Consider the following 23,241-nt stretch of genomic DNA (forward strand, 5'->3'; position numbering starts at 1 on the left):
GATGGCCCGGGTAATGGGGCCGGGGAGCCGCTCAGGCGGCCGAGACGGCCGCGGCGATCCCGCGGGCGATGAGGGCGACGTCGGCGTCGCCGGAGACGTACGGCGGCATCGTGTAGATCAGGTCGCGGAACGGGCGCAGCCACACGCCCGCCTCCACCGCGGCGGCCGTCGCCTTGGCCATGTCGACCGGATGGTCCAGCTGGACCACTCCGATGGCGCCGAGCACGCGGACGTCGAGGACGCCGGGCGCGCTCCTCAGCGGCTCCAGACCGGCGCGCAGACCCCGCCCCACGCCCATCACACGCGCCCGCCAGTCCTCGGCCGTCAGAAGCCCGATGGAGGCGTTCGCGACGGCACAGGCGAGCGGGTTGCCCATGAACGTGGGTCCGTGCGCGAGGCCTCCCGCGTCGCCGGCGCTCACCGACCGCGCGACCCGCGGCGTGCACAGCGTCGCGGCGAGCGTCAGGTATCCCCCGGTCAGCGCCTTGCCGACGCACATGATGTCGGGCGTCACGCCGGCGTGGTGCGCGGCGAACAGCTCCCCGGTACGCCCGAAGCCCGTCGCGATCTCGTCGAAGATCAGCAGGATCCCGTGCGCCGCCGTGGCCTCACGCAGCACCCGCAGGTAGCGCGGATGGTGGAACCGCATCCCGCCGGCACCCTGGACCACGGGTTCGACGATCACCGCGGCGAGCTCGTGCGCGTGCCGCTCGACCATCTCGGCGAGCTCGTTCGCGTACGCCTCGTCGTAGTCCGCCGGCGGCGGCCCGGCGAAGACCTGGGCCGGCAGCACGCCGGTCCACAGAGCATGCATCCCGCCGACCGGGTCGCAGACGCTCATCGGGTGGAACGTGTCGCCGTGGTAGCCGCCTCGCCACGTGGCGAGGCGGCGCCGGGCGGGATGGCCGTCGGCGAGCTGGGCCTGCAGGGCCATCTTGATCGCGACCTCGACGCCGACCGACCCGGAGTCGGCGAGGAACACGTGCTCCAGCCCCTCCGGGGTCAGCTCGACGAGGCTCCGGCACAGCTCGACGGCGGGCGCGTGGGTGAGGCCGCCGAACATGACGTGGCTCATCCGGCCCGCCTGCCCGGTCAGCGCGGCGTCGAGCACCGGGTGCCGGTAGCCGTGGATCGCCGCCCACCACGACGACATGCCGTCGACCAGCTCCCGGCCGTCGGCCAGCCGCAGGCGTACGCCCTGCGCGCTCTCGACCAGGTACGGCTCGGCGCGGCCGGGCATGGGCCCGTACGGATGCCAGACGTGCGCCCGGTCGAGGGCGAGCAGATTCATCGGCCGGCCTTGGCCGCCGCTCTGACCAGCGCCGGGCCCCGGTAGATGAACCCGGTGTAGAGCTGGATGAGCGAGGCCCCGGCGTCGAACATCCGGGCCGCGTCGTCGGCCTCGACGATCCCGCCCACGCCGATGATCGGCAGCCGGCCGCCGGTCTCCTCGTGGACGAAGTGGACGATCTTGCGGGCCCGCTCGGTCAGCGGCCGCCCGGAGAGGCCGCCCGCCTCGGCGGCGCGGGCCTGGTCCGGCCCGGCGACGCCGTCGCGGCTGAGCGTGGTGTTCGTCGCGATCACCCCGGCGGCGCCGTACGCGAGGCAGACCTCGAGCAGCTCGGCGATCGCCGGCTCGGTGAGATCCGGCGCGATCTTGACGAGCACCGGAACCTTGCCCACGAGGGCACCGAGCAGGGCCGCCAGGGCACTCTTGTCCTGCAGCGTGCGCAGACCCGGCGTGTTCGGCGACGAGACGTTGACCGCGATGTAGTCCGCGTACGGGTGCAGCAGCTCGTAGGAGGTCAGGTAGTCCTCGACCGCGTCCTCCAGCGGCGTGACCTTGGACTTGCCGAGCGAGATCCCGAGCGGCACCCCGATCGACCCCAGCGCCCGCAGCCGCTCGGCCAGCGCCGCCGCGCCCGCGTTGTTGAAGCCCATCCGGTTGATCACGGCCTGGCTCTCGCGCAGCCGGAACAACCGGGGCTTGTCGTTGCCCGGCTGCGCCTTCGCGGTGACCGTGCCGACCTCGACGAAGCCGAAGCCCAGCGCGGGCCACGCCGGCAGCGCCACGCCGTTCTTGTCCATGCCGGCCGCCAGGCCCACCCGGTTGGGGAACCGGACGCCGAAGACCTCGGCCGGGTCGCTCACCGCGTACCGGCGACGCAGCAGGGCCCGGGCGCCGGAGCCCAGCCCGGCCAGGCGCGCGAGGGTGAACTCGTGCGCCTTCTCGGCGTCGCCGCCGCCCACCCGGAACAGCACCGGGCGGACGGCGGTCTCGAAGATCGTCACTCGCTCTCCCGCAGGGCGGCGTGCAGCTCCTGCAGCGGGCGTACGGACATCTCGCCGCGCATGAGCGCCTCGATGCCCATCACCGCGGCGGCCGCGCCCGGCACCGTCGTGATGCTCGGGATGTCGTGGATGACCGCCGCGCTGCGGATCTCGTAGCCGTCCGAGCGGGCGCTCGCGCCAGAGCCCTGCGGGGTGTTGATGATCAGCGCGATCTCGCCCGCGCCGATCAGCGCCACCGCGTTGCGGCCCGGGCTCTCGAAGTGCTTCGGGACGATCTCGCACTCGATGCCGTGCCGGCGCAGCACCTCGCCGGTGCCCGCGGTGGTGACGATCGTGAAGCCCAGGTCGGCCAGGCGCTTGATCGGGAAGATCATCGAGCGTTTGTCCCGGTTGGCGACCGAGACGAAGACCTTGCCGCTGGTCGGCAGCGAACCGTACGCGGCGGCCTGCGACTTGGCGTACGCCGGGCCGAAGCCGGGGTCGATGCCCATCACCTCGCCGGTGGACTTCATCTCCGGGCTGAGCAGGCTGTCCATGCCCTTGCCGGCCGGCGTGCGGAACCGCTTGAACGGCAGCACCGCCTCCTTGACCGCGATCGGCGCGTGCTCCGGGGTCTCGCCGCCGTCGCGGGTGCGCAGCAGCATGCCCTCGTCGCGCAGCTCCTTCACGGTGGCCCCGAGCATGATCCGGGCGGCCGCCTTCGCCAGCGGCACCGCCGTGGCCTTGGAGACGAACGGGACGGTTCGCGAGGCACGCGGGTTGGCCTCGAGGACGTACAGGGCGTCGTCCTTGAGCGCGTACTGGACGTTGAGCAGGCCGCGCACCCCCACGCCGCGGGCGATCGCCTCGGTGTAGCGGCGTACCTCGGCCAGGTGCGAGCCGGCCAGGGTGACCGGCGGCAGCGAGCAGGCGGAGTCGCCGGAGTGGATGCCGGCCTCCTCGATGTGCTCCATCACGCCGCCGAGGTAGACCTCGCCGGTGGCGTCGCAGAGCGCGTCCACGTCGATCTCGATCGCGTCGTCCAGGAACCGGTCGACCAGCACCGGGTGGTCCGGCGAGATCTCGGTGGCCCGGGCGATGTAGTCGGCCAGGGTCGGCTCGTCGTAGACGATCTCCATGCCGCGGCCGCCGAGCACGTACGAGGGCCGCACCAGCACCGGGTAGCCGATCTCGTCGGCGATCGCCTTGGCCTCCTCGAACGAGGTGGCGGTGCCGTGCTCGGGCGCGCGCAGCCCGGCCTTGGCCAGCACCGCGCCGAACGCGCCCCGGTCCTCGGCCAGGTCGATGGACTCCGGCGAGGTGCCCACGATCGGCACGCCGGCGTCCTTGAGCCGCTGGGCCAGGCCGAGCGGGGTCTGCCCGCCGAGCTGGACGATCACGCCGACGACGCCGGGGCCGCCGGCCGCCTTGCCGGAGGAGTCCTCGGAGTGGAAGACCTCGAGCACGTCCTCGAACGTGAGCGGCTCGAAGTACAGCCGGTCCGCGGTGTCGTAGTCGGTGGAGACGGTCTCCGGGTTGCAGTTGACCATGACGGTCTCGTACTGGCCCTTGAGCGCCATGACCGCGTGCACGCAGGAGTAGTCGAACTCGATGCCCTGCCCGATGCGGTTCGGCCCCGAGCCCAGGATCAGCACCTTGGGCCGGTCCGACGGCGCCACCTCGGTCTCCTCGTCGTACGACGAGTAGTGGTATGGCGTGTTCGCCTCGAACTCGGCCGCGCACGTGTCGACCGTCTTGTAGACCGGCCGGATGCCGAGGCGGTGCCGCAGCGTCCGTACGCCGTCCTCACCCGCGAGCTCGGGCCGCAGCGCGGCGAGCTGACGGTCGGACAGCCCGGCCCGCTTGGCACGCCGCAGCAGCGCCTCGTCGAGCACCGGGGCGGCGAGGATCTCGGCGCGCAGGTCGACCAGGGCCTTGATCTCGTCGAGGAACCAGGGGTCGATGCGGCCGCTGGCCTCGTGCACCTGCTCGACGGTGGCGCCGAGCCGCAGTGCGGCCTCCACTGTGTAGAGACGCCCGTCGTGCGGCGTGCGCAGCGCCTCCAGCGCGGCGTCGACGTCGGTGAAGGTCGGCGCCGTCCAGAAGCCGGTCGCCTTGGTCTCCATCGAGCGCATCGCCTTGTTGAGCGCCTCGCTGAAGTTGCGGCCCAGGCTCATCGCCTCGCCCACCGACTTCATCGTGGTGGTCAGCTCGCCGTCGGCGCCGGGGAACTTCTCGAACGCGAACCGCGGGATCTTGACGACCACGTAGTCGAGCGCCGGCTCGAACGCCGCCGGGGTCTTGAGCGTGATGTCGTTCGGGATCTCGTCGAGCGTGTAGCCGATGGCCAGCTTCGCGGCGATCTTCGCGATCGGGAAGCCGGTGGCCTTCGACGCCAGCGCCGAGGAGCGCGAGACCCGGGGGTTCATCTCGATGACCACGAGGCGCCCGTTGTCGGGGTTGATCGCGAACTGGATGTTGCAGCCGCCGGTGTCGACGCCGACCTCACGCAGCACCGCGATGCCGAGGTCGCGCAGCCGCTGGTACTCACGGTCGGTCAGGGTCATCGCCGGCGCGACGGTGACGCTGTCGCCGGTGTGCACGCCCATCGGGTCGAGGTTCTCGATCGAGCAGACGACCACGACGTTGTCGTTCTTGTCGCGCATCAGCTCGAGCTCGTACTCCTTCCAGCCGAGCACGCTCTCCTCGATCAGCACCTCGTGCACGGGTGAGGCGGCGAGGCCGGCGCCGGCGATGCGCTCGAGATCCTCGTCGCTGTGCGCCATGCCGGAGCCGAGGCCGCCCATCGTGAACGACGGCCGGATGACGACCGGCAGGCCCAGCTCGGCGACGGTCGCCTTGACCTCGTCCATCGAGTGGCAGACCCGGCTGCGCGGGGTGTCGCCGCCGGCCTTGGCGACGATGTCCTTGAACAGCTGCCGGTCCTCGCCGCGGCGGATCGCGTCGATGTTGGCGCCGATCAGCTCGACGCCGTACTTGTCGAGCACGCCGTTCTCGTGCAGCGCGACCGCGGTGTTCAGCGCGGTCTGGCCGCCGAGGGTGGGCAGCAGCGCGTCGGGGCGCTCCTTGGCGATGACCATCTCGACGAACTCGGGCGTGATCGGCTCGACGTACGTGGCGTCGGCGAACTCCGGGTCCGTCATGATCGTCGCGGGGTTGGAGTTGACCAGGGAGACGCGCAGCCCCTCGGCGCGCAGCACCCGGCAGGCCTGGGTGCCGGAGTAGTCGAACTCGCAGGCCTGCCCGATGACGATGGGACCGGAGCCGATCACGAGCACGTGCCGCAGATCAGTGCGCTTGGGCATCAGGCAACAACCTTCTCGACGAGCTCGACGAACCGGTCGAACAGGTAATCCGCGTCGTGCGGGCCCGCGGCCGCCTCGGGGTGGTACTGGACGGTGAAGGCGGGCACCTCGAGCGCCCGCAAGCCCTCGACCACGTTGTCGTTGAGGCAGACGTGTGAGACCTCGACCCCGCCGAAGTCGGTGTCGATCACGGTGTTCAGCGGCGCGTCGACCGCGAACCCGTGGTTGTGGCTGGTCACCTCGACCTTGCCGGTGGTCTTGTCGAACACCGGCTGGTTGATGCCGCGGTGGCCGTACCCGAGCTTGTAGGTGCCGAAGCCGAGCGCGCGGCCCAGGATCTGGCTGCCGAAACAGATGCCGAACAGCGGCACGCGGCGGCTCAGCGCCGCGCGGGCCAGCGAGACCGGCCCGTCGGCGGTGGCCGGGTCGCCCGGGCCGGGCGACAGGAAGACCGCGTCCGGGCTGACCGCGAGCATCTCCTCGATGGTGGTGGTCGCCGGGAAGATGTGCGTGGTGACGCCCCGCTCGGCCAGCCGGCGCGACACGTTGCGCTTGATGCCCAGGTCAAGCGCCGCGACGGTGTAGCGGTGCTCGCCCACGGCCTCGACCGTGTACCGCTCGGGCGTGGTGACCTCGGCGGACAGGTCGGCGCCGACCATCTGCGGCGACGCCTTGACCCGCTCGAGCAGCGAGGCGGGATCGAGGTCGACGGTGGAGATGCCGACCCGCATCGCGCCGCGCGAGCGCAGGTGCCGGGTCAGCGCGCGGGTGTCGACGCCGCTGATCCCGACCACACCCTCGGCGGCCAGCCGCTCGCCCAAGTCGCCGGTGGACCGCCAGTTGGAGGGGCGGCGGGCCGGGTCACGCACGACGTAGCCGGCGACCCAGATCCGGCCGGACTCGTCGTCCTCGTCGTTGACGCCGGTGTTGCCGATCTGCGGAGCCGTCTGGATCACGACCTGCCGGTGGTACGACGGATCGGTCAGCGTCTCCTGGTAGCCGGTCATGCCGGTGGTGAACACGGCCTCGCCGAAGGTCTCCCCCTCGGCGCCGTAAGACGTTCCGGAGAACGTCCGCCCATCTTCGAGAACAAGGATTGCTGGTTTCACTTGACGGCCTTCCCGTCCAGGACTGTCGGCTCTCCCCGGAGGAAGGTCGCGACGATGCGACCCGGCAGGGTGGTGCCCGCGTACGGTGTGTTGCGGCTGCGGCTCGCCAGCTCGGCCGGGTCCACGACCCGGCGGGCGGACGGGTCCACCAGCGTGAGGTTGGCCGGCGAGCCGACCGTCAGGTCGGTGCCGTGCCCGGTCAGGCCCGCGATGCGGGCGGGGGTGCGGGACATGCGCTCGGCGATCAGCTCCCACTGCTCACCGAGAACGCTGAGGACCACGGGGAGGGCGGTCTCGAGACCCACCATGCCCGGCCGGGCGTACGCCCATTCGCACTCCTTGTCCTCGACGGCGTGCGGGGCGTGGTCGGTGGCGACGATGTCGATGACCCCGTCGACCAGCGCCCGGCGCAGGGCCTGCACGTCGGCGGCCGTGCGCAGCGGCGGGTTCACCTTGTAGACGGGGTCGTAGCTGGCGGCGAGCTCGTCGGTGAGCAGCAGGTGGTGCGGCGTGACCTCGGCGGTCACCCGTACCCCGCGGGCCTTGGCCTGGCGCAGCACCTCGACGGACCCGGCCGTCGAGACGTGGCAGACGTGTAGGCGGCTGCCGACGTGCTCGGCCAGCAGCACGTCGCGGGCGATGATCGCCTCCTCGGCGACCGCCGGCCAGCCGGTGAGGCCGAGCCGGGTGGAGACCTCGCCCTCGTGCATCTGCGCGCCCTCGGTGAGCCGCGGCTCCTCGGCGTGCTGGGCGATGATCCCGTCGAAGGCCTTCACGTACTCCAGCGCGCGGCGCATCAGGCGCGGGTCGGCGACGCAGTGACCGTCGTCGGAGAAGATCCGTACGCCGGCGGCGGAGGTGGCCATCGCGCCCAGCTCCGCGAGCTGCTTGCCGGCGAGCCCGACGGTGACCGCGCCGATCGGCTGCACGTCGACCAGCCCCGCCTCGCGGCCCAGCCGCCAGACCTGCTCGACGACGCCGGCGGTGTCGGCGACCGGGGAGGTGTTGGCCATCGCGAAGACCGCGGTGTAACCGCCCAGGGCCGCCGCGCGGGAGCCGGTCTCCACCGTCTCGGCGTCCTCGCGGCCCGGTTCGCGCAGGTGGGTGTGCAGGTCGACCAAGCCGGGCAGGGCCACGAGGCCCTCGGCGTCGATCGTCTCGTCCGCCTTGCCGCCGCCCTCGGCGACGATCCCGTCGCGGATCAGCAGGTCGGCCGGCTTGCCGCCGACCACGGAGACACCTTTGATGAGGTACGACTTCATGCCTTGCCTCCGAGGAGCAGGTAGAGAACGGCCATCCGGGCGCTGACGCCGTTGGCGACCTGTTCGACGATCGTGGAGCGGGACGAGTCGGCCACCTCGGGCGCGATCTCCATGCCCCGGTTCATCGGGCCGGGGTGCATGACGATCGCGTGCTCGGGCAGCTTCCTCATGCGCGGGGCGTCGAGACCGTAGCGGCGGCTGTACTCACGGGCGGAGGGGAAATACGAGTCTTGCATCCGCTCGGTCTGCACCCGCAGCATCATCACGACGTCCATGTCGGGCAGGACGCTATCCAGGTCGTACGACACTCCTGTCCGGGTTTCTTTCGGTTTTCCGCTGCGGGCAAGCTCAGTCTGCGGCGAGAGGGCCGCGGCGATGTCGACCGGGATGAGGGTCGGCGGACCGACCAGGGTGACCTTGGCGCCGAGGGTGCTGAGCAGCAGAACGTTGGAACGCGCGACCCGGCTGTGAAGGACGTCACCCACGATCGCGACGTTCAGGCCGTCGATCTTCCCGAGCCTCGAGCGCATCGTGTACGCGTCGAGCAGCGCCTGCGTGGGGTGCTCATGGGTGCCGTCGCCGGCGTTGATCACCGAACCGTCCACCCAGGACGCGAGCCGGTGCGGCGCGCCGGAGGCCGGGTGCCGGATCACGACCGCGTCGGCGCCCATCGCCTGCAGGGTCAGCGCGGTGTCCTTGAGGCTCTCGCCCTTCGAGACGCTGGAGCCCTTGGCCGAGAAGTTGATGACGTCCGCGGAGAGCCGCTTGGCCGCGGCCTCGAACGAGATCCGGGTACGCGTGGAGTCCTCGTAGAAGAGGTTGACGACCGTACGCCCGCGCAGGGTCGGCAGCTTCTTGACCTCGCGACCGGCCAGGGCGGCCATTTCGGCGGCGGTGTCCAGGATCAGCGTGGCGGTGTCCGCGTCCAGGTCCGCCGCGGACCTCAGGTGCTTGATCATGCGGCTCCTCCGTACAGCTTGACCTCGTCCACGCCGTCGTCGGTCTCCGCGAGCGAGACCTTCACCTTCTCGGCCAGCGCCGTGGGGATGTTCTTGCCCACGTAGTCCGCGCGGATCGGCAGCTCGCGGTGACCGCGGTCGACCAGCACGGCGAGCTGCACGGAACTGGGCCGGCCGACGTCGCTGAGCGCGTCCAGGGCGGCCCGGACCGTACGCCCGGAGAAGAGCACGTCGTCGACGAGGATGACGCGGCGCCCGTCGAGCCCGTCGCCGGGGATGTCGGTCTTGCCCAGCGCGCGCGTCGCGTGCAACCGCAGGTCGTCGCGGTAGAGGGTGATGTCCAGCGCGCCCACCGGGATGTCGATGCCCTCGAAGGCGTGGATGCGCGCGGCGAGGCGGCGGGCCAGCGGCACACCGCGGGTGGGGATGCCGAGCAGAACGGTGCCGGTGGCGCCCGAGGTCTTCTCGAGAATCTGGTGAGCGATCCGGTCGACGACCCGCTGCAGGTCGGACCCGGAAAGAATGATCTTCGTGCCGGCGGCGGCCCCGCTGGTGCGGGAGCCGGCCGGAGAACCTGTGTCGGCGCGTGGGTATGCCACGGCGGACCTCCTTCCCCGCCTCACGGGACGGGTCGTTAAAGGACGTCTTCTCAGCGCTCGAGCGGCACCCCGGCAAGGGGCCGCCCGATGGCTGACGCTACGTTACCAGTGAGCGCGACGATGACCATGGTGACGTGGCCTACCCACGGACCAGACGGACGAATGCGGGCAACTCAGGCCCCGGCTCGGCGACTCATCGGTAACCGACACTTGACCAGGGCTGGCAAACTCCGTACCGTCACGCAGCGTAGCGATCCGGAGGAAGAACCCTCCGGGCCAGCACAGTACTGGAGTGTCCGAATGCCGTCTGAGTACGCCAAGTCGCTGGGCGCCCGCCTGCGTTCCATCCGCCAGCAGCAGGGCCTGTCCCTGCAGGGCGTGGAAGAGAAGTCGAACGGCCGGTGGAAGGCCGTCGTGGTGGGCTCGTACGAGCGTGGCGACCGAGCCGTCACCGTCTCGCGCCTCGCCGAACTGGCCGACTTCTACCGGGTTCCGGTCTCGGAGCTGCTGCCCGACGGCAGCGGCGTCCGGCTCGAGGCCACCAACAAGATCGTGCTGGACCTGGAGAAGCTGTACGACGCGGCCGGGGAGGACCTGGCCTACGTCGCGCGCTACGCCCGGGCCATCCAGCAGCAGCGCGGTGACTACAACGGACGCGTGCTCTCGATCCGCGCGGACGACCTGCGCGCGCTCGCGATCGTGTACGACATCTCGCCGTCGGGCCTGATCGAGCGTCTGACGGAGGCCGGCGTGCTCGTCGCCGACCCGCGCGCCTTCTTCGCCAGCTGACCCACCCGGCACGCGCAAAGAGGGACCCGCTGCGCGGGTCCCTCTTTGTCTTTTTCCGGTGTGGGCGACGGTCACCCGCTGCACCGCTGCGGGCGTGTGGGTGACCGACCGCGACCGGAGCCGAAGACATATGCGCTGGTCGATGGAGTGCGGCGGACCGTCCGTGACGACTGCGCGTGCCCGCGGCCGGTCACGACGGCCGATCTAGCGGTCAGTGACCGTGGCGCCGAGGCGATGCCGGACTGCCGGGTCGGAGGTGTCGGGTTGTCGTGCCGTGGATCAGGGCCGCCGACCACCGTTTCGCGCAACCCGCGCGGCGCGTCGGCGTGACGCAGGTCGCGCTGCTGCGAGGCGCCGCGGGCGACCGGACCGGACCGCGAAGCGGGACCGATCGGAAAGCCGCCACCGGGAAGCCGCGCTCGGAAGCCGCACCGGGACTGGAAAGCCGGGGTGGAACTGGGAAGCGGGTTCCGAGACGCCGCCGGCGGCAGCAGCGGCCGCCCGACAGCAACCCCATACAGCAGTGGCCCCACGCGGCACGGCCCCAGCCCCCTGCAGCACCGGCCCCGCCCGGCAGCAGGTGGCGTCAGCGGGTGGCGAACTCGGCGATGCGGCCGAGGATGCCGTTCAGGAAGCGCGGGCTGTCGTCCGTGGACATCTGCTTCGCCAGCTCGACCGCCTCGGTGATGGCCACCGGGTCGTCGATGTCCGGCTCGTAGAGCAGCTCGTACACCGCGATGCGGGCGAGGTTGCGGTCGACGACCGGCATGCGGTCGATGGTCCAGCCCTCGGCGTAGCTGGCGATCAGCTCGTCGATGCGGTCCAGGTGCTGGGCGACGCCTCCGACCAGGCCGGCCGTGTAGTCCAGGTGCTCGGGGTGGGGCTTGGCGATCCGCTCCAGGTAGGTGGCGAGCACCTGGCTCGGCGGCAGGTCGCGCAGGTCGGCCTCGTAGAGGACGTCGAGCGCACGCTTGCGCGCCTTGCGGCGCGCAGGCATCTGCGTCTTGGGGCCTTCCGCCATCAGCTGCGGCCGAGGTAACGGCCGTCGCGGGTGTCGACCTTGATCTTCTCGCCGGTGGTGATGAACAGCGGCACCTGCACGGTGGCGCCGGTCTCGACGGTGGCGGGCTTGGTGCCGCCGGTCGAGCGGTCGCCCTGCAGGCCCGGCTCGGTGTAGGTCACCTCGAGGAAGACGCTGGTGGGCAGCTCGATGTAGAGCGGCACGCCCTCGTGCGTCGCGACCGTGGCCTCGGCCTCGGGCAGCAGGTAGTTGGCGGCCTCGCCGACCGTGCCGCCGGGGACGGTGATCTGGTCGAACGTGTCCAGGTCCATGAAGACGAAGTCCTCGCCGTCCTGGTACAGGTACTGCATCGTCCGCTTGTCGACCGTCGCCGTGTCGACCTTGGTGCCGGCGTTGAAGGTCTTGTCCACGACCTTGCCGGAGAGGACGTTCTTGAGCGTGGTGCGCACGAACGCCCCGCCCTTGCCCGGCTTGACGTGCTGGAACTCGACCACGGCCCACAGCTCGCCGTCGAGGTTGAGCACCAGGCCGTTCTTCAGGTCGTTGGTGGAAGCCATGTCCTGCCTTGTTGTTGATGCGTGGAGGTGACCGGTGGAGTTTACCGGCGTGACACGCGACCCGGCGAATCGGGTCAGCGGCGTCCCGCGATGTGCCGCAGGGCGAGCACGTAGCCGTCGACACCGAGCCCGGCGATGACGCCGGTGGCCACCGCGGAGACCACCGAGTGGTGCCGGAACTGCTCCCGGGCGTGGATGTTGGAGATGTGCACCTCGACCAGGGGTGCGCGGAGCATCGCGCAGGCGTCGCGGACTGCGTACGAGTAGTGCGACCACGCGCCCGGGTTGAGCACCACGGGGGCCTGCTCGTCGGCGGCGGCGTGCAGCCAGCCCAGCATCTCGTGCTCGGCGTCGGTCTGCCGGACCACCACGTCCAGGCCGAGCTCCTTGCCGGTCTCCTCGCACAGGCCGGCCAGCTCGGCGTACGAGGTGACGCCGTACACGTCGACCTGGCGGGTGCCGAGGCGGCCGAGGTTCGGGCCGTTGAGCACATACACGCGCGTCACTGCGCCACCGCCGCGTAGGCGCGCTCGAGGACGGACTCGTCTGAGATCGCCACCGTGCGGGGCTTCGCGAGGCCGTCGAGCAGAACGAACCGCAGGGTGTCCGCGCGGGCCTTCTTGTCGACGCGCATGGCGGCGAGCAGGTCGGGCCAGGCGTCCGCACGGTACGAGGCCGGCAGGCCCAGCAGCGAGGTCACGGCCCTGTGCCGGGCGGCGGTGGCGTCGTCCAGCGCGCCGGTCAGCCGGGCGAGCTCGGCCGCGTACACCAGGCCGACGGCGACCGCGTGGCCGTGCCGCCAGGCGTACCGTTCGTGCTTCTCGATCGCGTGGGCGAGGGTGTGGCCGTAGTTGAGGATCTCCCGCAGCCCGGACTCGCGCAGGTCGGCACCGACGACCTCGGCCTTGACCCGGACGGCCCGCTCGACCAGCTCGCGCAGCACCGGGCTCGCGGGGTCCGCGGCCGCGGCCGGGTCGCCCTCCACGAGCTCCAGGATGGCGGGGTCGGCGATGAAGCCGCACTTGACCACCTCGGCGAGCCCGGCGACCAGGTCGCCGGCGGGCAACGAGGCGAGCAGGTCGAGATCGCAGAGCACGCCGGCGGGCGGGTGGAACGCGCCGACGAGGTTCTTGCCCGCGGCGGTGTTGACGCCGGTCTTCCCACCCACCGCCGCGTCGACCATGCCGAGCAGCGACGACGAGACCGGCACCCAGCGCACGCCGCGCAGCCAGCCCGCGGCCACGAAACCGGCCAGGTCGGTGACCGCTCCCCCGCCGACGCCGACCACGACGTCCGTCCGGGTGAACCCGGCGGCACCCAGCTCGTCCCAGCAGCGGGCGGCGACCTCGACGGTCTTGCCGGCCTCGGCGTCGGGCACCTCGATCGGCAGCGGACGCAGGCCGGCGTCCTGCAGCGCGTCGGCCACGGCCTCCGCGCGCTGCTTGAGTGGCGCGGCGTGCAGGATCGCGGCGCGCACGGCGCCACCGGTCAGCTCCGGCAGGGCGCCGAGCAGGCCACGACCGACGAGTACGTCGTACGGCCGCTCGCCGGCCACGGGGATTCGGGTCACGTCGTCCATCGCAGGGGATGCTAGTCGCGCGGATATGGGGTTATAGACAGATAACCCCATGACGGGTTACACATGGCCCATGCCGAAAGTCAACGTGTATCTCCCCGACGACCTCGCCGACGCGGTCCGCGACGCGGGCCTGCCCGTCTCCGCCATCTGCCAGCGCGCGCTGGAGCAGGCCGTACGCCGGGTCACCGCGGTCCGGCAGACGGTGCTGGGCGACCTCGACACGGACGAGCCGGCCGCGCGGCTGCCGCAGTTCACCGCCCGTACGGTCGCAGTCGTGTCCCTGGCGATCGACCGCGCCCGGGCGACCGGATCGGCGACGGTGACCACCGGGCACCTGCTGCAGGGGATACTCGCCGAGGGCGCCAACCTCGGCCTGCAGGTGCTCTCCGCGATGGAGATCGACCCGGCCGCGCTCGCCGTTCCCGACGGCACGGAGCCGGGCGGCGGGGACGGGCTGCGGTTCAGCACGGCGGCGGCGAACGCGGTGGAGCTCACCGTCAGCGAGGCGGTGGGGATGGGCCACAACTACGTGGGCTGCGAGCACCTGTTGATCGGCCTCGCCGCCGAACCCGACGGCATCGCCGGGCGCACCCTGCGCGACGTCGGCGCGGACCCCCGCACCACCCGTCGCGCGGTCACCGCCGCCCTCGCCGGGTACGCCCACCTGCGCGCCGCCAAGGCGACGCAGCCCTCGGCGGAAGGGCTGCTCACGGCTGTGCGGGCGGAACTGGCTCCGCTCGTACGCCGGATCGAGGCTCTGGAGAGTCGCCTCGCCTAGCGAAGCCGGCGAGGCGGTCGGCGTGCTCCGCGACGGCGGTCCTCAGCTCGGCCGGGCGCAGCACGGTGAACGGCCGGCCCAGCCCGGCCAGCATCTGCGCCATGCCGGTCAGGTTCTCCGCGCGGCACCTCATCAGCACGCCGCGGGTGTCCTCGGTCAGCTCCGCAACCTGCGGCGGGATTCGGCGGCGCAGGTCGGCGACGTCGGCCTCGAGCAGCACCTCGACCTCCCACCGCCAGGGCAGGCCGGCCCACTGGCGGGTCACGTGCGCGACGGCGTCGAAGTCCGCCGGTGCCTCGAACGTCTCGCCGGTGGGCTCCGCGGCGACGATCCGGTCCAGCCGGAACGAGCGGATGTCGTCGCGGAGATGATCGTGCGCGACCAGATACCACCGTCCGGAGTGGAAGACGAGGCCGTAGGGATCGACGCGCCGGCTGCCGGTCCGGTACGTCAGGTCGATCTCCTGCCGCGCGCGGGTCGCGGCGCCGAGGGCCAGGAGCAGGTCGGCAGCCGGGTCCGCGACGGGTTCGCGGGGTGCCTTCAGCGTGAGGCCCAGGCTGGCGCGAAGCGCGGCGAGGCGCTCGCCGAGCGCCGGGGGAAGCACTCGGCTGATCTTGGCCTCGGCGGCGGCCGCGGCGGGGCTGCCGGCGGTGAGGCCGAGGCGGGCGGCGGCGACGAGGCCGAGCACCACGGCGACGGCCTCCTCGTCGGTGAGCATCAGCGGCGGCAGCTTGAAGCCCGGCAGCAGGCGGTAGCCGCCGTAGCGGCCACGTTCCGCGGTCACCGGGATGCCGAGGTCGTCGAGCGTGGCCGCATACCGGCGGACCGTCCGTTCGTCCACCCCGAGGCGGGTAGCGAGGTCGCGACCGGTCATCCGGTGGTGCGCCTGCAACAGTTCGAGCATGGCGAGCACTCGGGCGGCGGGGTGCGGCATGCCGCTATTCTCTCGTGCAATCCGGGCGGGTTCGGTCCGGTATTGCTCGTAGCGTCGGCCGCATGACGACATACGTACTGGTTCCAGGAATGTGGATCGGCGCCTGGGCGTGGCGGGACGTGACGGCCACCCTGCGCGCCCGGGGACACGACGTGTACCCGCTGACGCTCACCGGCGTGGCCGACCGCGCGCACCTGCTGGGCCCGGACACGGATCTGGACCTGCACACCGAGGACGTGGTCCGGCTGATCGAGGCGGAGGACCTGCGCGACGTCGTGCTGGCCGGGCACAGCTACGGCGGCATGCCGGTCAGCGCGGCCGCGCTCCGGGTCCGCGACCGGATCCGGCACGTCGTGTACGTGGACAGCGGCCCGCTCCCCGAGGGCACCTCCCAGCTGGACATCTCCGGCGGCGAGGTCCAGGGCGACGCCGTGCCACCACGCGACTGGGACGCCGGCGCGGACCCGGTGCTGCTCGCCGGACTCGGCGAAACCGCGCTCGACCGGCTCCGGCGGCTCAGCACCCCGCACCCGGCCGCGTCCGTACGCCAGCCCGTCGGCGCGCACGCCACCTCGAAGGACCTGCCGACGACGCTGATCGCCTGCACTTTCCCGCTCGAGCAGGTACGCGAGATGAGGGCGGCCGGGCACCCGTTCTTCGCCGAGCTGACCGAGGCGGAGGTGATCGGCCTGCCGACCGGGCACTGGCCGATGCTCAGCGAGCCGGAGGCGCTAGCGGGCCACCTTGAGCAGATCGGCTAGCTCCACGGCGATCTCCTCCGGCGTACGGCCGTCGGTCTGCACGGTGTGCGTGGCCACCGCCGCGTACAGCGGGCGGCGCTGATCCATCAGGTACTTCAGCGTCGCCCGCGGGTTGACGCTCAGCAGCGGCCGGCCCGCGCCGAGCCCCACCCGCTTGACCGCGTCGGACAGCTCGACCGACAGGTACACCACCGTGTGCCCGCGCAGCGCGTCCCGTGTGCCCGCGTCCATGATCGCGCCGCCGCCGAGCGCGAGCACCCCGCCGAACGAGCCCAGCGACTCGGCGATCGCCTCGCGCTCCAGGCGGCGGAACTCCGGCTCGCCGTCGTCGATGAAGATCTCCGGGATGGGTTTGCCGGCCCTGGCCTCCACCAGGTGGTCGGTGTCGGCGAACTCCACGCCCAGCAGCCGGGCCACGGCCTGCCCGACCGTCGTCTTGCCGGCGCCGGGCGGGCCGACGAACACCGCGGCGGGTGCCATCAGCGGATCAGCAGGGAGTCGAGGTAACCGGCGAGGTTGCGGCGGATCTCGGCCACCGAGTCGCCGCCGAACTTCTCCGTGGCGGCCTCCGCCAGCACCAGCGCCACCATCGCCTCGGCGACCACCGCGCCCGCCGGCACCGCGCACACGTCCGAACGCTGGTTGATGGCGGTCGCGGGCCCCCCGGTGGTGACGTCGATCGTCTGCAGCGCCCGGTTCAGCGAGGAGATCGGCTTCAGCGCGGCGCGTACCCGCAGCTGTTCGCCGTTGGTGATGCCACCCTCGAGGCCGCCGGCCCGGTCGGTGACCCGCCGCACGCCCTCGGCCGTCGGAATGATCTCGTCGTGCGCGACCGAGCCGCGCGAGCGGGCCTGCGTGAAGCCGTCCCCGATCTCCACGCCCTTCACCGACTGGATCGACATCAGCGCGGCGGCCAGCCGGGCGTCGAGCTTGCGGTCCCACTGCACATGCGACCCGAGACCCGGGGGTACGCCGTAAGCGAGCACCTCCACGATGCCACCGAGGGTGTCCGCGTCCTTCTTCGCCGCATCGACCTCGGCCACCATGCGTGCGCTGGCCTCCGGATCCAGGCAGCGCAGCGGGTCGGCGTCGATCCGCTCGGCGTCGTCCGGCGTCGGCACGAGCCCCGCCTTCGCGGCCACCGAACCGAGCTCGATGACGTGCGAGACGATCTCGATGCCGAGCGCCTGCTTGACCAGCGCCTTCGCGACCACGCCGACGGCCACCCGAGCGGCGGTCTCACGCGCGCTGGCGCGCTCCAGGATGGGCCGGGCGTCGGTGTGCCCGTACTTCTGCATGCCGGCCAGGTCGGCGTGGCCCGGCCGCGGCCGGGTCAGCGGGGCGTTGCGCGCCTGTGCGGCCAGCTCCTCCGGGTCGACCGGGTCGGCGGCCATGACGGTCTCCCACTTCGGCCACTCCGAGTTGCCGACGCGGATAGCCACCGGGCTGCCGATCGTCAGGCCGTGCCGGATCCCGCCGATAACCTCGACGACGTCCTGCTCGAACTTCATCCGCGCGCCGCGACCGTAACCGAGCCGGCGGCGCGCGAGGTCACGGCCGATCTCCTCGGTCGTCACCCGCACCCCGGCGGGCACGCCCTCGATCAGGGCGACGAGCGCCGGGCCGTGCGATTCACCTGCGGTCAGCCAACGCAACACGGGTCACAGTCTGGCATGCGAACGTCCCGCTCCGGCGCCAGGCCACCACCGTCCCGCCAGCCGGACGCCCCCGGGCCGGCGGGCGCCTCTGCGAGGGTCGGCCGAGGGCCTTGGCGCAAGCTGACGGCCGGGCGTGAGCCCACCGGCGGGCGCCTCAGCGGACCGAGGCCGCCGCCTCCAGGGCAGCGCGCATCGCCGCCTCGGGCGCCGGGGTGACGCCGGTGAACTGCTCGAACTGGCCGAGCGCCTGCGCCAGGAGCAGATCGAGGCCGGACACGACGCGCACGCCGTGGGCCTGCGCCGCGGCGGCCAGCGGGGTGGGCCACGGGTCGTAGATGGCGTCGAAGAGCACCGTGCCGGGCCGCCACGCGACCTGGGTGGCCAGGCTGTCCGCGGCGCCCTTCGGGACCGTCGAGATGACGGCGTCGGCGTCGAAGACCGTGGCGGCCTCCGCCCAATCCACCCCGCGGATCGTCACGCCGAGCGCCGCGGCGGCGGGGGCCAGCTCCGCGCGGGCCTCCGGGCGGCGCGTCACGACGGCCACCTCGGTCGTGCCCAGGTGGGCGGCGGCTGCCAGGGCGGCGCGGGCCGTACCCCCACCGCCCAGCACCGCCATGGCGGGACCCGAGCCGGCGGGCAGGCCCGCGTCGTGCAGGACTCGGACCATGCCGGGTACGTCGGTGTTGTCCGCGTACCAGGTGCCGTCGGGACGCCGTACCAAAGTGTTGGCCGCACCCGTCGCGAGCGCGACCGGCGACGCTTCCGCGGCCACCGCCAGGGCCGCTTCCTTGAGCGGCATGGTCAGCGACAGGCCGGCCCACTCCGGGCCGAGCCCGGCGACGAGCTGCGGAAGCTCGGCCTCGGCGCACTCGATCGCGGTGTACGACCAGTCGAACAGCCCTGCCGCGGCGAAGCCCGCGGCGTGGATCACCGGGGACAGCGAATGACCGATGGGCTTGCCGCAGACCGCTGCCCGCCGCGGGCCCTCGGCGTGCGTCAGCAGAGCGGGACCCCGTTCCGGCAGGCCTTCTGGATGTTGGCGTCGTGCTCGGCGTTGGTCACCGCGAACGCCGACTTCTTGGTCTTGGGGTCGATCGCGACGAAGAACAGCCAGTCGCCGACCGCCGGCTTCTCGGCCGCCTCGAGCGCGGCCTTGCCCGGGTTGTTGATCGGGCCGAGCGGCAGCCCCACCTTCAGCTCGGTGGTGTACGGGTTCTTCGGGTCCTTCAGCTCTGCGTCGGTCATCTTGCCGGAGTGCTTCTTACCCTTGTCCTGCAGTTGCAGCCAGTAGTTCGTGGTGACGTCGAACTGCAACGGCATCTTCTTCTTGTACGCCCGGTTGTAGGCGACCCGGGCCACCTTCGGCAGGTCCTCGGCGGTGCCGGACTCGGCCTGCGACAGCGACGCGACGATGAGCGCCTCGTACGGCGAGACCGACAGCTTGCCCTCGGCGGTCTTGACGAAGTCCAGCTCCGTGGTGGTGGCGATGAACTTGCCGACCATCACCCGCAGCATGTCCTCGGCGGTGGCCTTGGGGTCGAACTCGTAGGTGTCCGGGAACAGGAAGCCCTCGATGGTGCCGGAGGCCTTCTTGCCGTCGCGGCGGTTGAACCAGAAGTCGGGGACGCCGAGCGCCTGCGGGTCCTTCGCGGCGGTCTCGAAGTCCTTCACCGGGACCTTCGTCGCCTTGGAGAGCGTCGCGTAGATCTCCAGCGCGGTCAGGCCCTCCTTGATCGTGATGCCCTTGCTCACCCGGGCCTTGGGGTCGAGCAGCAGCGTCACGGCTTCCTTGGCCGCCATCTGCTTGCGGAGGTTGTACGTGCCCGGCTGGATGTTCTTGCCGCGCGGGTTGTCCTCGGCCGCCTGGGTGAACGCGGCGGTGCTCTTGACGACGTCGGCGTCGACCAGGGTGTTGCCGATCTCGGTGAGCGAGCCCTTGCCGAGCGACACCTGCACGGGGTCGGTGCCGGAGCCGTCGTAGTCCGCGGCGGTGAAGAAGCCCTTGATCTTCTCGTAGCCGAGGTAGCCGCCGACGCCGAGAACGCCGAGCAGGATGAAGACCATGAGGAACGCGACGGCGGACTTGCCCTTGCCGCCCTTGCCGCCTCGGCCCCGGCGGTGCCGGGGCTTGCCCTTCTCCACCTGTTCGTCGAACGCCAGGTCCAGCTCGTCGATCATCTCGTCTGCCTCCGCTGTGCGTCCAGCCAGCTCTGCAGGATCTCCACGGCGGCCGCCTGGTCGACGACCGCCCGTTGCCGTTTGCCCCGTACTCCTCGCTCGGCAAGCCTACGGGTCGCGACAACGGTCGACATCCTCTCGTCCGCCAGCACGACCGGAACCGGTCCGACCGCCCGTTCCAGCCGCTCAGCGTACGCACGGATGTCCATGGCGGCGGGTCCCTCGGCGCCGTTGAGACGCACCGGGAGGCCCACCACGATCTGCACCGCCTCGTGCTCCCCCACGAGACGGACGAGCTCGGCAATGTCGCCGGGGACGGCGTCGGACGCCGCCGCCATGTCACGGGGCACCGTGACCAGGGGGGTGGCCAGGATCCCGTCGGGGTCACTGAGTGCGACCCCGACGCGCACCTTACCGACATCGACGCCCAGCCGCCTACCCCGCGGCAGTGCGCTCATCGGGCCACCTTCCCTTTCAGGCAGCGTCGCCGACCGCCTTCTCCACCGCCGCCAACAGCGCGGGGACCTGGTCGGCGGGCACCCCACCGCCCTGCGCGAGGTCGGCGTTGCCGCCGCCCCGGCCGGACAGCGCGCCCTTGACGAGGTCCGCCGCGGACAGGCCACGGTTCTTCGCCGTCGCGTTGATCGCTACGATCAGTGACGCCTTGCCGTTCGCGCGGGCCGCGACCGCGACCACCGCCGGACGACCGGCGTCGATCTTGCCGCGGATCTCCTGGGCAAGGGTACGCACATCGTTGGTCGCCGCACCCTCGGGTGCCTCGGTGCCGACGAACGCCACGCCCCGCAGATCCCTGGCCTGCGCGGCGAGCGCACCCGCACCGCCGAGCACCATCTGCGCGCGCATCTTCTCGAGCTCCTTCTCCGCGTCGCGCAGCGCCGTGACGGTCTGCTCGACCCGGTCGCCCACCTGGTCGGCCGGCACCCGGAAGAGCTCCGCGAGACGGCTGACGAGCAGGTGCTCCTTGGCGAGGAAGCCGAACGCGTCGATGCCGACGAGCGCCTCGACGCGGCGTACGCCGGAGCCGATCGACGACTCGTTGAGGATCTTCACGAGCCCCAGCTGCCCGGAGCGGGCGACGTGCGTACCACCACAGAGCTCACGCGCGTAGTCGCCGACTTCAACCACTCGGACCTCGTCGCCGTACTTCTCCCCGAACAGGGCCATCGCGCCGAGCCGGCGCGCCTCCTCCTGCGAGGTGATGAACGCGTGCACTTCGAGGTCCCGCAGCAGCACCTCGTTGACCTGCTGCTCGACGTCGTGCAGCACGCTGTGCGGCACAGCGCCCGGGGTGTTGAAGTCGAAACGCAGCCGGCCCGGCGCGTTGAGCGAGCCCGCCTGCGTCGCCGACTCGCCCAGGAACGCCCGCATCGTCTGGTGGATGAGGTGGGTCGCGGTGTGCGAGCGCGAGATCGCCTTGCGCCGGGTCACGTCGATCTCGGCGAAACCCGCCTCGCCCGCGCGCACCTCGCCGCGGACGACCCGCGCCTTGTGCACGATCAGGCCCGGCAGCGGCTGCTGCACGTCGACGACCTCGACCTGCCCGCCGCCCACGTTGATCAGGCCGGTGTCGGCCTGCTGGCCGCCGCCTTCGGCGTAGAACGGCGTGCTGTCGAGGACCAGCTCGACGTAGTCGCCCTCACCCGCCGCCGGCACGCTCGCGCCGCCGCTGCCCAGCAGCGCCCGCACGCGCGACTCGCGGGAGACCTCGGCGTAGCCGGTGAACTCCACCGGGCCGCCCTGGTCGAGCACCGACCGGTACGCCGACAGGTCCGCGTGCCCCGTCTTGCGCGCGGCGGCGTCCGCCTTCGCGCGGGCCCGCTGGTCGGCCATGAGCCGGCGGAAGCCCTCCTGGTCGACGCTGAGCCCCTGCTCCTGCGCGATCTCCAGGGTCAGGTCGATCGGGAAGCCGTACGTGTCGTGCAGCTGGAACGCCTGGTCGCCGGAGAGCGCCTTGCCGCCCTTCGACTTCGTGTCGGTGATCGCGGTGTCGAGGATCGTCGTGCCCGCGCGCAGCGTGGACAGGAACGCGTCCTCCTCCGCGTACGCGTACGTGGAGATCCGCTCGAACTCCTTGTCGAGCTCCGGGTACGACGGCGCCATGCAGTCGCGCGCGACCGGCAGCAGCTCGGGCAGCGCGGGCGCCTGCCAGCCGAGCAGCCGCATCGACCGGATCGCCCGGCGCATGATGCGGCGCAGCACGTAGCCGCGCCCCTCGTTGCTCGGGGTCACGCCGTCGCCGATGAGCATCAGCGCGGTGCGGACGTGGTCGGCGATGACCCGCAGCCGCACGTCGTCGGGGTGCGACTGGTTGGCCGCGTGGCCGGAGTGTGCGCCGTACGTCTTGCCGGTCAGCTCCGCCGCGCGCGCCAGGATCGGCCGGACCTCGTCGATCTCGTACAGGTTGTCGACGCCCTGCAGGATCGACGCGATGCGCTCCAGGCCCATGCCGGTGTCGATGTTCTGCTTGGGCAGGTCACCGACGATCCGGAACTCCTCCTTGCTCTTCACGTCGGCGATCTCGTACTGCATGAAGACGAGGTTCCAGTACTCGAGGTAGCGGTCCTCGTCGACCTCCGGGCCGCCCTCCTGGCCGTACGCCGGTCCGCGGTCGTAGTAGAGCTCCGAGCACGGGCCCGCCGGGCCGGGGATGCCCATCGACCAGAAGTTGTCCTTCTTGCCGCGGCGCACGATCCGCTCGGCGGGCAGGCCCGTCTGCCGCCAGATGTCGATGGCCTCGTCGTCGTCCAGGTACACGGTCGCCCAGATGCGCTCCGGGTCGAGCCCGAAGCCGCCCTGCTCGACCGGCTTCGTGGACAGCTCCCACGCCAGCGGGATCGCGCCCGCCTTGAAGTAGTCGCCGAACGAGAAGTTGCCGTTCATCTGGAAGAACGTGCCGTGCCGCGAGGTCTTGCCGACCTCGTCGATGTCCGGCGTACGGATGCACTTCTGGACGCTGACCGCACGCTCGTACGGCGCGGTGCGCTGGCCCAGGAAGAACGGTACGAACTGGACCATGCCGGCGTTGATGAACAACAGGTTCGGGTCGTCGATGGCGGGCAGCGGGGCACTCGGCACGACCGTGTGCCCGTTGGCCTCGAAATGCGCCAGGTAGCGCCGCTTGATCTCCGCCGTCTTCATCGCTGACCCTCCTGGGCGTGCCGCCCGTGTGTGCCGTCCTCGTCGTCGCGCAGGTCGGCGAACTTGTCCTCGTACAGCTCCCCCGCCGCGAACGCCGCGTGGATCTCCTGCTCGCGCTCGGCCATGCCCTCGCGTACGTCCTCCACGAAGCTACGCAGCGACTCGACGAGGCCGCCAGCGGATTCCGACAGCGACGTGGCGATGCCCGACGGGGTGAACTCGTTCGCCTTCCTCGTCACCTTGCGGACGACGATGGCGCCGACGGCCAGGCCCACGCCCAGCCAGAGCAACCGCTTCATGG

Annotated in this window: 22 protein-coding genes; 3 read left to right on the plus strand and 19 right to left on the minus strand. The window is 71.8% G+C overall.

Annotation, left to right across the window (positions count from 1 at the left end):
- Positions 1 to 31: 31 nt before the first annotated feature.
- The 7 genes from AB0K03_RS26935 to pyrR are packed head-to-tail and all read right to left on the minus strand — an operon-like array spanning position 32 to position 9,550.
- A complete protein-coding gene (locus AB0K03_RS26935) occupies positions 32 to 1,291 on the minus strand; it encodes an adenosylmethionine--8-amino-7-oxononanoate transaminase (RefSeq protein WP_364689867.1) in 1,260 nt (419 codons plus the stop codon).
- On the minus strand, positions 1,288 to 2,292 hold the full coding sequence (locus AB0K03_RS26940; RefSeq protein ID WP_364689869.1) for a quinone-dependent dihydroorotate dehydrogenase: 1,005 nt from the start codon (positions 2,290 to 2,292) through the stop codon (positions 1,288 to 1,290). The genes AB0K03_RS26935 and AB0K03_RS26940 overlap by 4 nt, the downstream gene beginning before the upstream one ends.
- Complete coding sequence (gene carB, locus AB0K03_RS26945) at positions 2,289 to 5,597, minus strand: carbamoyl-phosphate synthase large subunit (RefSeq protein ID WP_364689872.1); 3,309 nt, start codon at positions 5,595 to 5,597, stop codon at positions 2,289 to 2,291. The genes AB0K03_RS26940 and carB overlap by 4 nt, the downstream gene beginning before the upstream one ends.
- Positions 5,597 to 6,706: a glutamine-hydrolyzing carbamoyl-phosphate synthase small subunit gene (gene carA / locus AB0K03_RS26950; protein WP_364689875.1), complete on the minus strand. Its 1,110-nt coding sequence runs from the start codon at positions 6,704 to 6,706 to the stop codon at positions 5,597 to 5,599. Before carA ends, carB begins: the two co-directional genes overlap by 1 nt.
- Entirely contained in the window at positions 6,703 to 7,968 is a 1,266-nt protein-coding gene (locus AB0K03_RS26955) for a dihydroorotase (protein ID WP_364689878.1), read from the minus strand. The genes carA and AB0K03_RS26955 overlap by 4 nt, the downstream gene beginning before the upstream one ends.
- Entirely contained in the window at positions 7,965 to 8,927 is a 963-nt protein-coding gene (locus tag AB0K03_RS26960) for an aspartate carbamoyltransferase catalytic subunit (protein WP_364689881.1), read from the minus strand. Before AB0K03_RS26960 ends, AB0K03_RS26955 begins: the two co-directional genes overlap by 4 nt.
- The gene (pyrR, locus tag AB0K03_RS26965) at positions 8,924 to 9,550 is read right to left on the minus strand and encodes a bifunctional pyr operon transcriptional regulator/uracil phosphoribosyltransferase PyrR (RefSeq protein WP_364689883.1); all 627 of its coding nucleotides are present in this window, start codon (positions 9,548 to 9,550) and stop codon (positions 8,924 to 8,926) included. Before pyrR ends, AB0K03_RS26960 begins: the two co-directional genes overlap by 4 nt.
- A gap of 276 nt (positions 9,551 to 9,826) precedes the next feature.
- On the opposite strand from pyrR, the gene AB0K03_RS26970 reads away from it, so the two are divergent.
- Entirely contained in the window at positions 9,827 to 10,315 is a 489-nt protein-coding gene (locus tag AB0K03_RS26970; RefSeq protein WP_071807762.1) for a transcriptional regulator, read from the plus strand.
- Between the two features lie 586 nt (positions 10,316 to 10,901).
- Here the strand turns inward: AB0K03_RS26970 and nusB are convergent.
- The 4 genes from nusB to aroB form a co-directional block, all read right to left on the minus strand.
- Positions 10,902 to 11,312 (minus strand): transcription antitermination factor NusB, encoded by a 411-nt coding sequence (gene nusB / locus AB0K03_RS26975; RefSeq protein ID WP_364689886.1) that lies wholly within the window; start codon positions 11,310 to 11,312, stop codon positions 10,902 to 10,904.
- Positions 11,313 to 11,335: 23 nt separating this feature from the next.
- Positions 11,336 to 11,893, minus strand: a complete 558-nt coding sequence (gene efp, locus AB0K03_RS26980; protein WP_249612403.1) for an elongation factor P — start codon at positions 11,891 to 11,893, stop codon at positions 11,336 to 11,338.
- A gap of 74 nt (positions 11,894 to 11,967) precedes the next feature.
- Positions 11,968 to 12,399 carry a type II 3-dehydroquinate dehydratase gene (gene aroQ, locus AB0K03_RS26985; RefSeq protein ID WP_364689889.1) on the minus strand — a complete coding sequence of 144 codons (432 nt, stop codon included), beginning with the start codon at positions 12,397 to 12,399 and terminating at the stop codon, positions 11,968 to 11,970.
- Positions 12,396 to 13,472 (minus strand): 3-dehydroquinate synthase, encoded by a 1,077-nt coding sequence (gene aroB / locus AB0K03_RS26990; RefSeq protein WP_364689890.1) that lies wholly within the window; start codon positions 13,470 to 13,472, stop codon positions 12,396 to 12,398. Before aroB ends, aroQ begins: the two co-directional genes overlap by 4 nt.
- 70 nt (positions 13,473 to 13,542) lie before the next feature.
- Between aroB and AB0K03_RS26995 the strand changes: the two genes are divergently transcribed.
- A complete protein-coding gene (locus AB0K03_RS26995) occupies positions 13,543 to 14,250 on the plus strand; it encodes a Clp protease N-terminal domain-containing protein (RefSeq protein WP_364689893.1) in 708 nt (235 codons plus the stop codon).
- Here the strand turns inward: AB0K03_RS26995 and AB0K03_RS27000 are convergent.
- A complete protein-coding gene (locus AB0K03_RS27000) occupies positions 14,180 to 15,184 on the minus strand; it encodes a YafY family protein (RefSeq protein ID WP_364689896.1) in 1,005 nt (334 codons plus the stop codon). The genes AB0K03_RS26995 and AB0K03_RS27000 overlap by 71 nt on opposite strands.
- 62 nt (positions 15,185 to 15,246) lie before the next feature.
- Here AB0K03_RS27000 and AB0K03_RS27005 point away from each other — a divergent pair, with 62 nt between their 5' ends.
- Positions 15,247 to 15,945, plus strand: a complete 699-nt coding sequence (locus AB0K03_RS27005; protein WP_364689899.1) for an alpha/beta hydrolase — start codon at positions 15,247 to 15,249, stop codon at positions 15,943 to 15,945.
- Here the strand turns inward: AB0K03_RS27005 and AB0K03_RS27010 are convergent.
- The 7 genes from AB0K03_RS27010 to AB0K03_RS27040 all read right to left on the minus strand — a co-directional run bounded on the left by AB0K03_RS27010 (position 15,916) and on the right by AB0K03_RS27040 (position 23,239).
- The gene (locus tag AB0K03_RS27010) at positions 15,916 to 16,425 is read right to left on the minus strand and encodes a shikimate kinase (RefSeq protein ID WP_364689902.1); all 510 of its coding nucleotides are present in this window, start codon (positions 16,423 to 16,425) and stop codon (positions 15,916 to 15,918) included. The genes AB0K03_RS27005 and AB0K03_RS27010 overlap by 30 nt on opposite strands.
- Positions 16,425 to 17,603 (minus strand): chorismate synthase, encoded by a 1,179-nt coding sequence (gene aroC, locus AB0K03_RS27015; RefSeq protein ID WP_364689905.1) that lies wholly within the window; start codon positions 17,601 to 17,603, stop codon positions 16,425 to 16,427. Before aroC ends, AB0K03_RS27010 begins: the two co-directional genes overlap by 1 nt.
- Before the next feature lie 154 nt (positions 17,604 to 17,757).
- Positions 17,758 to 18,606 carry a shikimate dehydrogenase gene (locus tag AB0K03_RS27020; protein WP_364690027.1) on the minus strand — a complete coding sequence of 283 codons (849 nt, stop codon included), beginning with the start codon at positions 18,604 to 18,606 and terminating at the stop codon, positions 17,758 to 17,760.
- Complete coding sequence (gene mltG / locus AB0K03_RS27025) at positions 18,600 to 19,781, minus strand: endolytic transglycosylase MltG (protein ID WP_364689908.1); 1,182 nt, start codon at positions 19,779 to 19,781, stop codon at positions 18,600 to 18,602. The genes AB0K03_RS27020 and mltG overlap by 7 nt, the downstream gene beginning before the upstream one ends.
- Positions 19,778 to 20,239, minus strand: coding sequence for a Holliday junction resolvase RuvX (gene ruvX / locus AB0K03_RS27030; RefSeq protein WP_364689911.1), 462 nt, complete (start codon positions 20,237 to 20,239; stop codon positions 19,778 to 19,780). The genes mltG and ruvX overlap by 4 nt, the downstream gene beginning before the upstream one ends.
- A gap of 16 nt (positions 20,240 to 20,255) precedes the next feature.
- On the minus strand, positions 20,256 to 22,940 hold the full coding sequence (alaS, locus tag AB0K03_RS27035; RefSeq protein WP_364689914.1) for an alanine--tRNA ligase: 2,685 nt from the start codon (positions 22,938 to 22,940) through the stop codon (positions 20,256 to 20,258).
- Positions 22,937 to 23,239, minus strand: a complete 303-nt coding sequence (locus tag AB0K03_RS27040; RefSeq protein ID WP_364689917.1) for a hypothetical protein — start codon at positions 23,237 to 23,239, stop codon at positions 22,937 to 22,939. The genes alaS and AB0K03_RS27040 overlap by 4 nt, the downstream gene beginning before the upstream one ends.
- Positions 23,240 to 23,241 lie beyond the last annotated feature (2 nt).

The sequence above is a fragment of the Actinoplanes sp. NPDC049316 genome (assembly GCF_040677315.1).
Lineage (GTDB): Bacteria > Actinomycetota > Actinomycetes > Mycobacteriales > Micromonosporaceae > Actinoplanes.

What these genes read in the sequence shown, in the direction of transcription:
- AB0K03_RS26995 (WP_364689893.1), top strand. Translation starts at nt 13,543, where the DNA reads ATGCCGAAAGTCAACGTGTATCTCCCCGACGACCTCGCCGACGCGGTC.
- efp (WP_249612403.1), bottom strand. Translation starts at nt 11,893, where the DNA reads ATGGCTTCCACCAACGACCTGAAGAACGGCCTGGTGCTCAACCTCGAC.
- AB0K03_RS27000 (WP_364689896.1), bottom strand. Translation starts at nt 15,184, where the DNA reads ATGCCGCACCCCGCCGCCCGAGTGCTCGCCATGCTCGAACTGTTGCAG.
- AB0K03_RS26955 (WP_364689878.1), bottom strand. Translation starts at nt 7,968, where the DNA reads ATGAAGTCGTACCTCATCAAAGGTGTCTCCGTGGTCGGCGGCAAGCCG.
- AB0K03_RS26970 (WP_071807762.1), top strand. Translation starts at nt 9,827, where the DNA reads ATGCCGTCTGAGTACGCCAAGTCGCTGGGCGCCCGCCTGCGTTCCATC.
- AB0K03_RS27040 (WP_364689917.1), bottom strand. Translation starts at nt 23,239, where the DNA reads ATGAAGCGGTTGCTCTGGCTGGGCGTGGGCCTGGCCGTCGGCGCCATC.
- alaS (WP_364689914.1), bottom strand. Translation starts at nt 22,940, where the DNA reads ATGAAGACGGCGGAGATCAAGCGGCGCTACCTGGCGCATTTCGAGGCC.
- AB0K03_RS27010 (WP_364689902.1), bottom strand. Translation starts at nt 16,425, where the DNA reads ATGGCACCCGCCGCGGTGTTCGTCGGCCCGCCCGGCGCCGGCAAGACG.
- mltG (WP_364689908.1), bottom strand. Translation starts at nt 19,781, where the DNA reads ATGATCGACGAGCTGGACCTGGCGTTCGACGAACAGGTGGAGAAGGGC.
- AB0K03_RS27005 (WP_364689899.1), top strand. Translation starts at nt 15,247, where the DNA reads ATGACGACATACGTACTGGTTCCAGGAATGTGGATCGGCGCCTGGGCG.
- AB0K03_RS26935 (WP_364689867.1), bottom strand. Translation starts at nt 1,291, where the DNA reads ATGAATCTGCTCGCCCTCGACCGGGCGCACGTCTGGCATCCGTACGGG.
- ruvX (WP_364689911.1), bottom strand. Translation starts at nt 20,239, where the DNA reads ATGAGCGCACTGCCGCGGGGTAGGCGGCTGGGCGTCGATGTCGGTAAG.
- carB (WP_364689872.1), bottom strand. Translation starts at nt 5,597, where the DNA reads ATGCCCAAGCGCACTGATCTGCGGCACGTGCTCGTGATCGGCTCCGGT.
- aroB (WP_364689890.1), bottom strand. Translation starts at nt 13,472, where the DNA reads ATGGACGACGTGACCCGAATCCCCGTGGCCGGCGAGCGGCCGTACGAC.
- nusB (WP_364689886.1), bottom strand. Translation starts at nt 11,312, where the DNA reads ATGCCTGCGCGCCGCAAGGCGCGCAAGCGTGCGCTCGACGTCCTCTAC.
- AB0K03_RS26960 (WP_364689881.1), bottom strand. Translation starts at nt 8,927, where the DNA reads ATGATCAAGCACCTGAGGTCCGCGGCGGACCTGGACGCGGACACCGCC.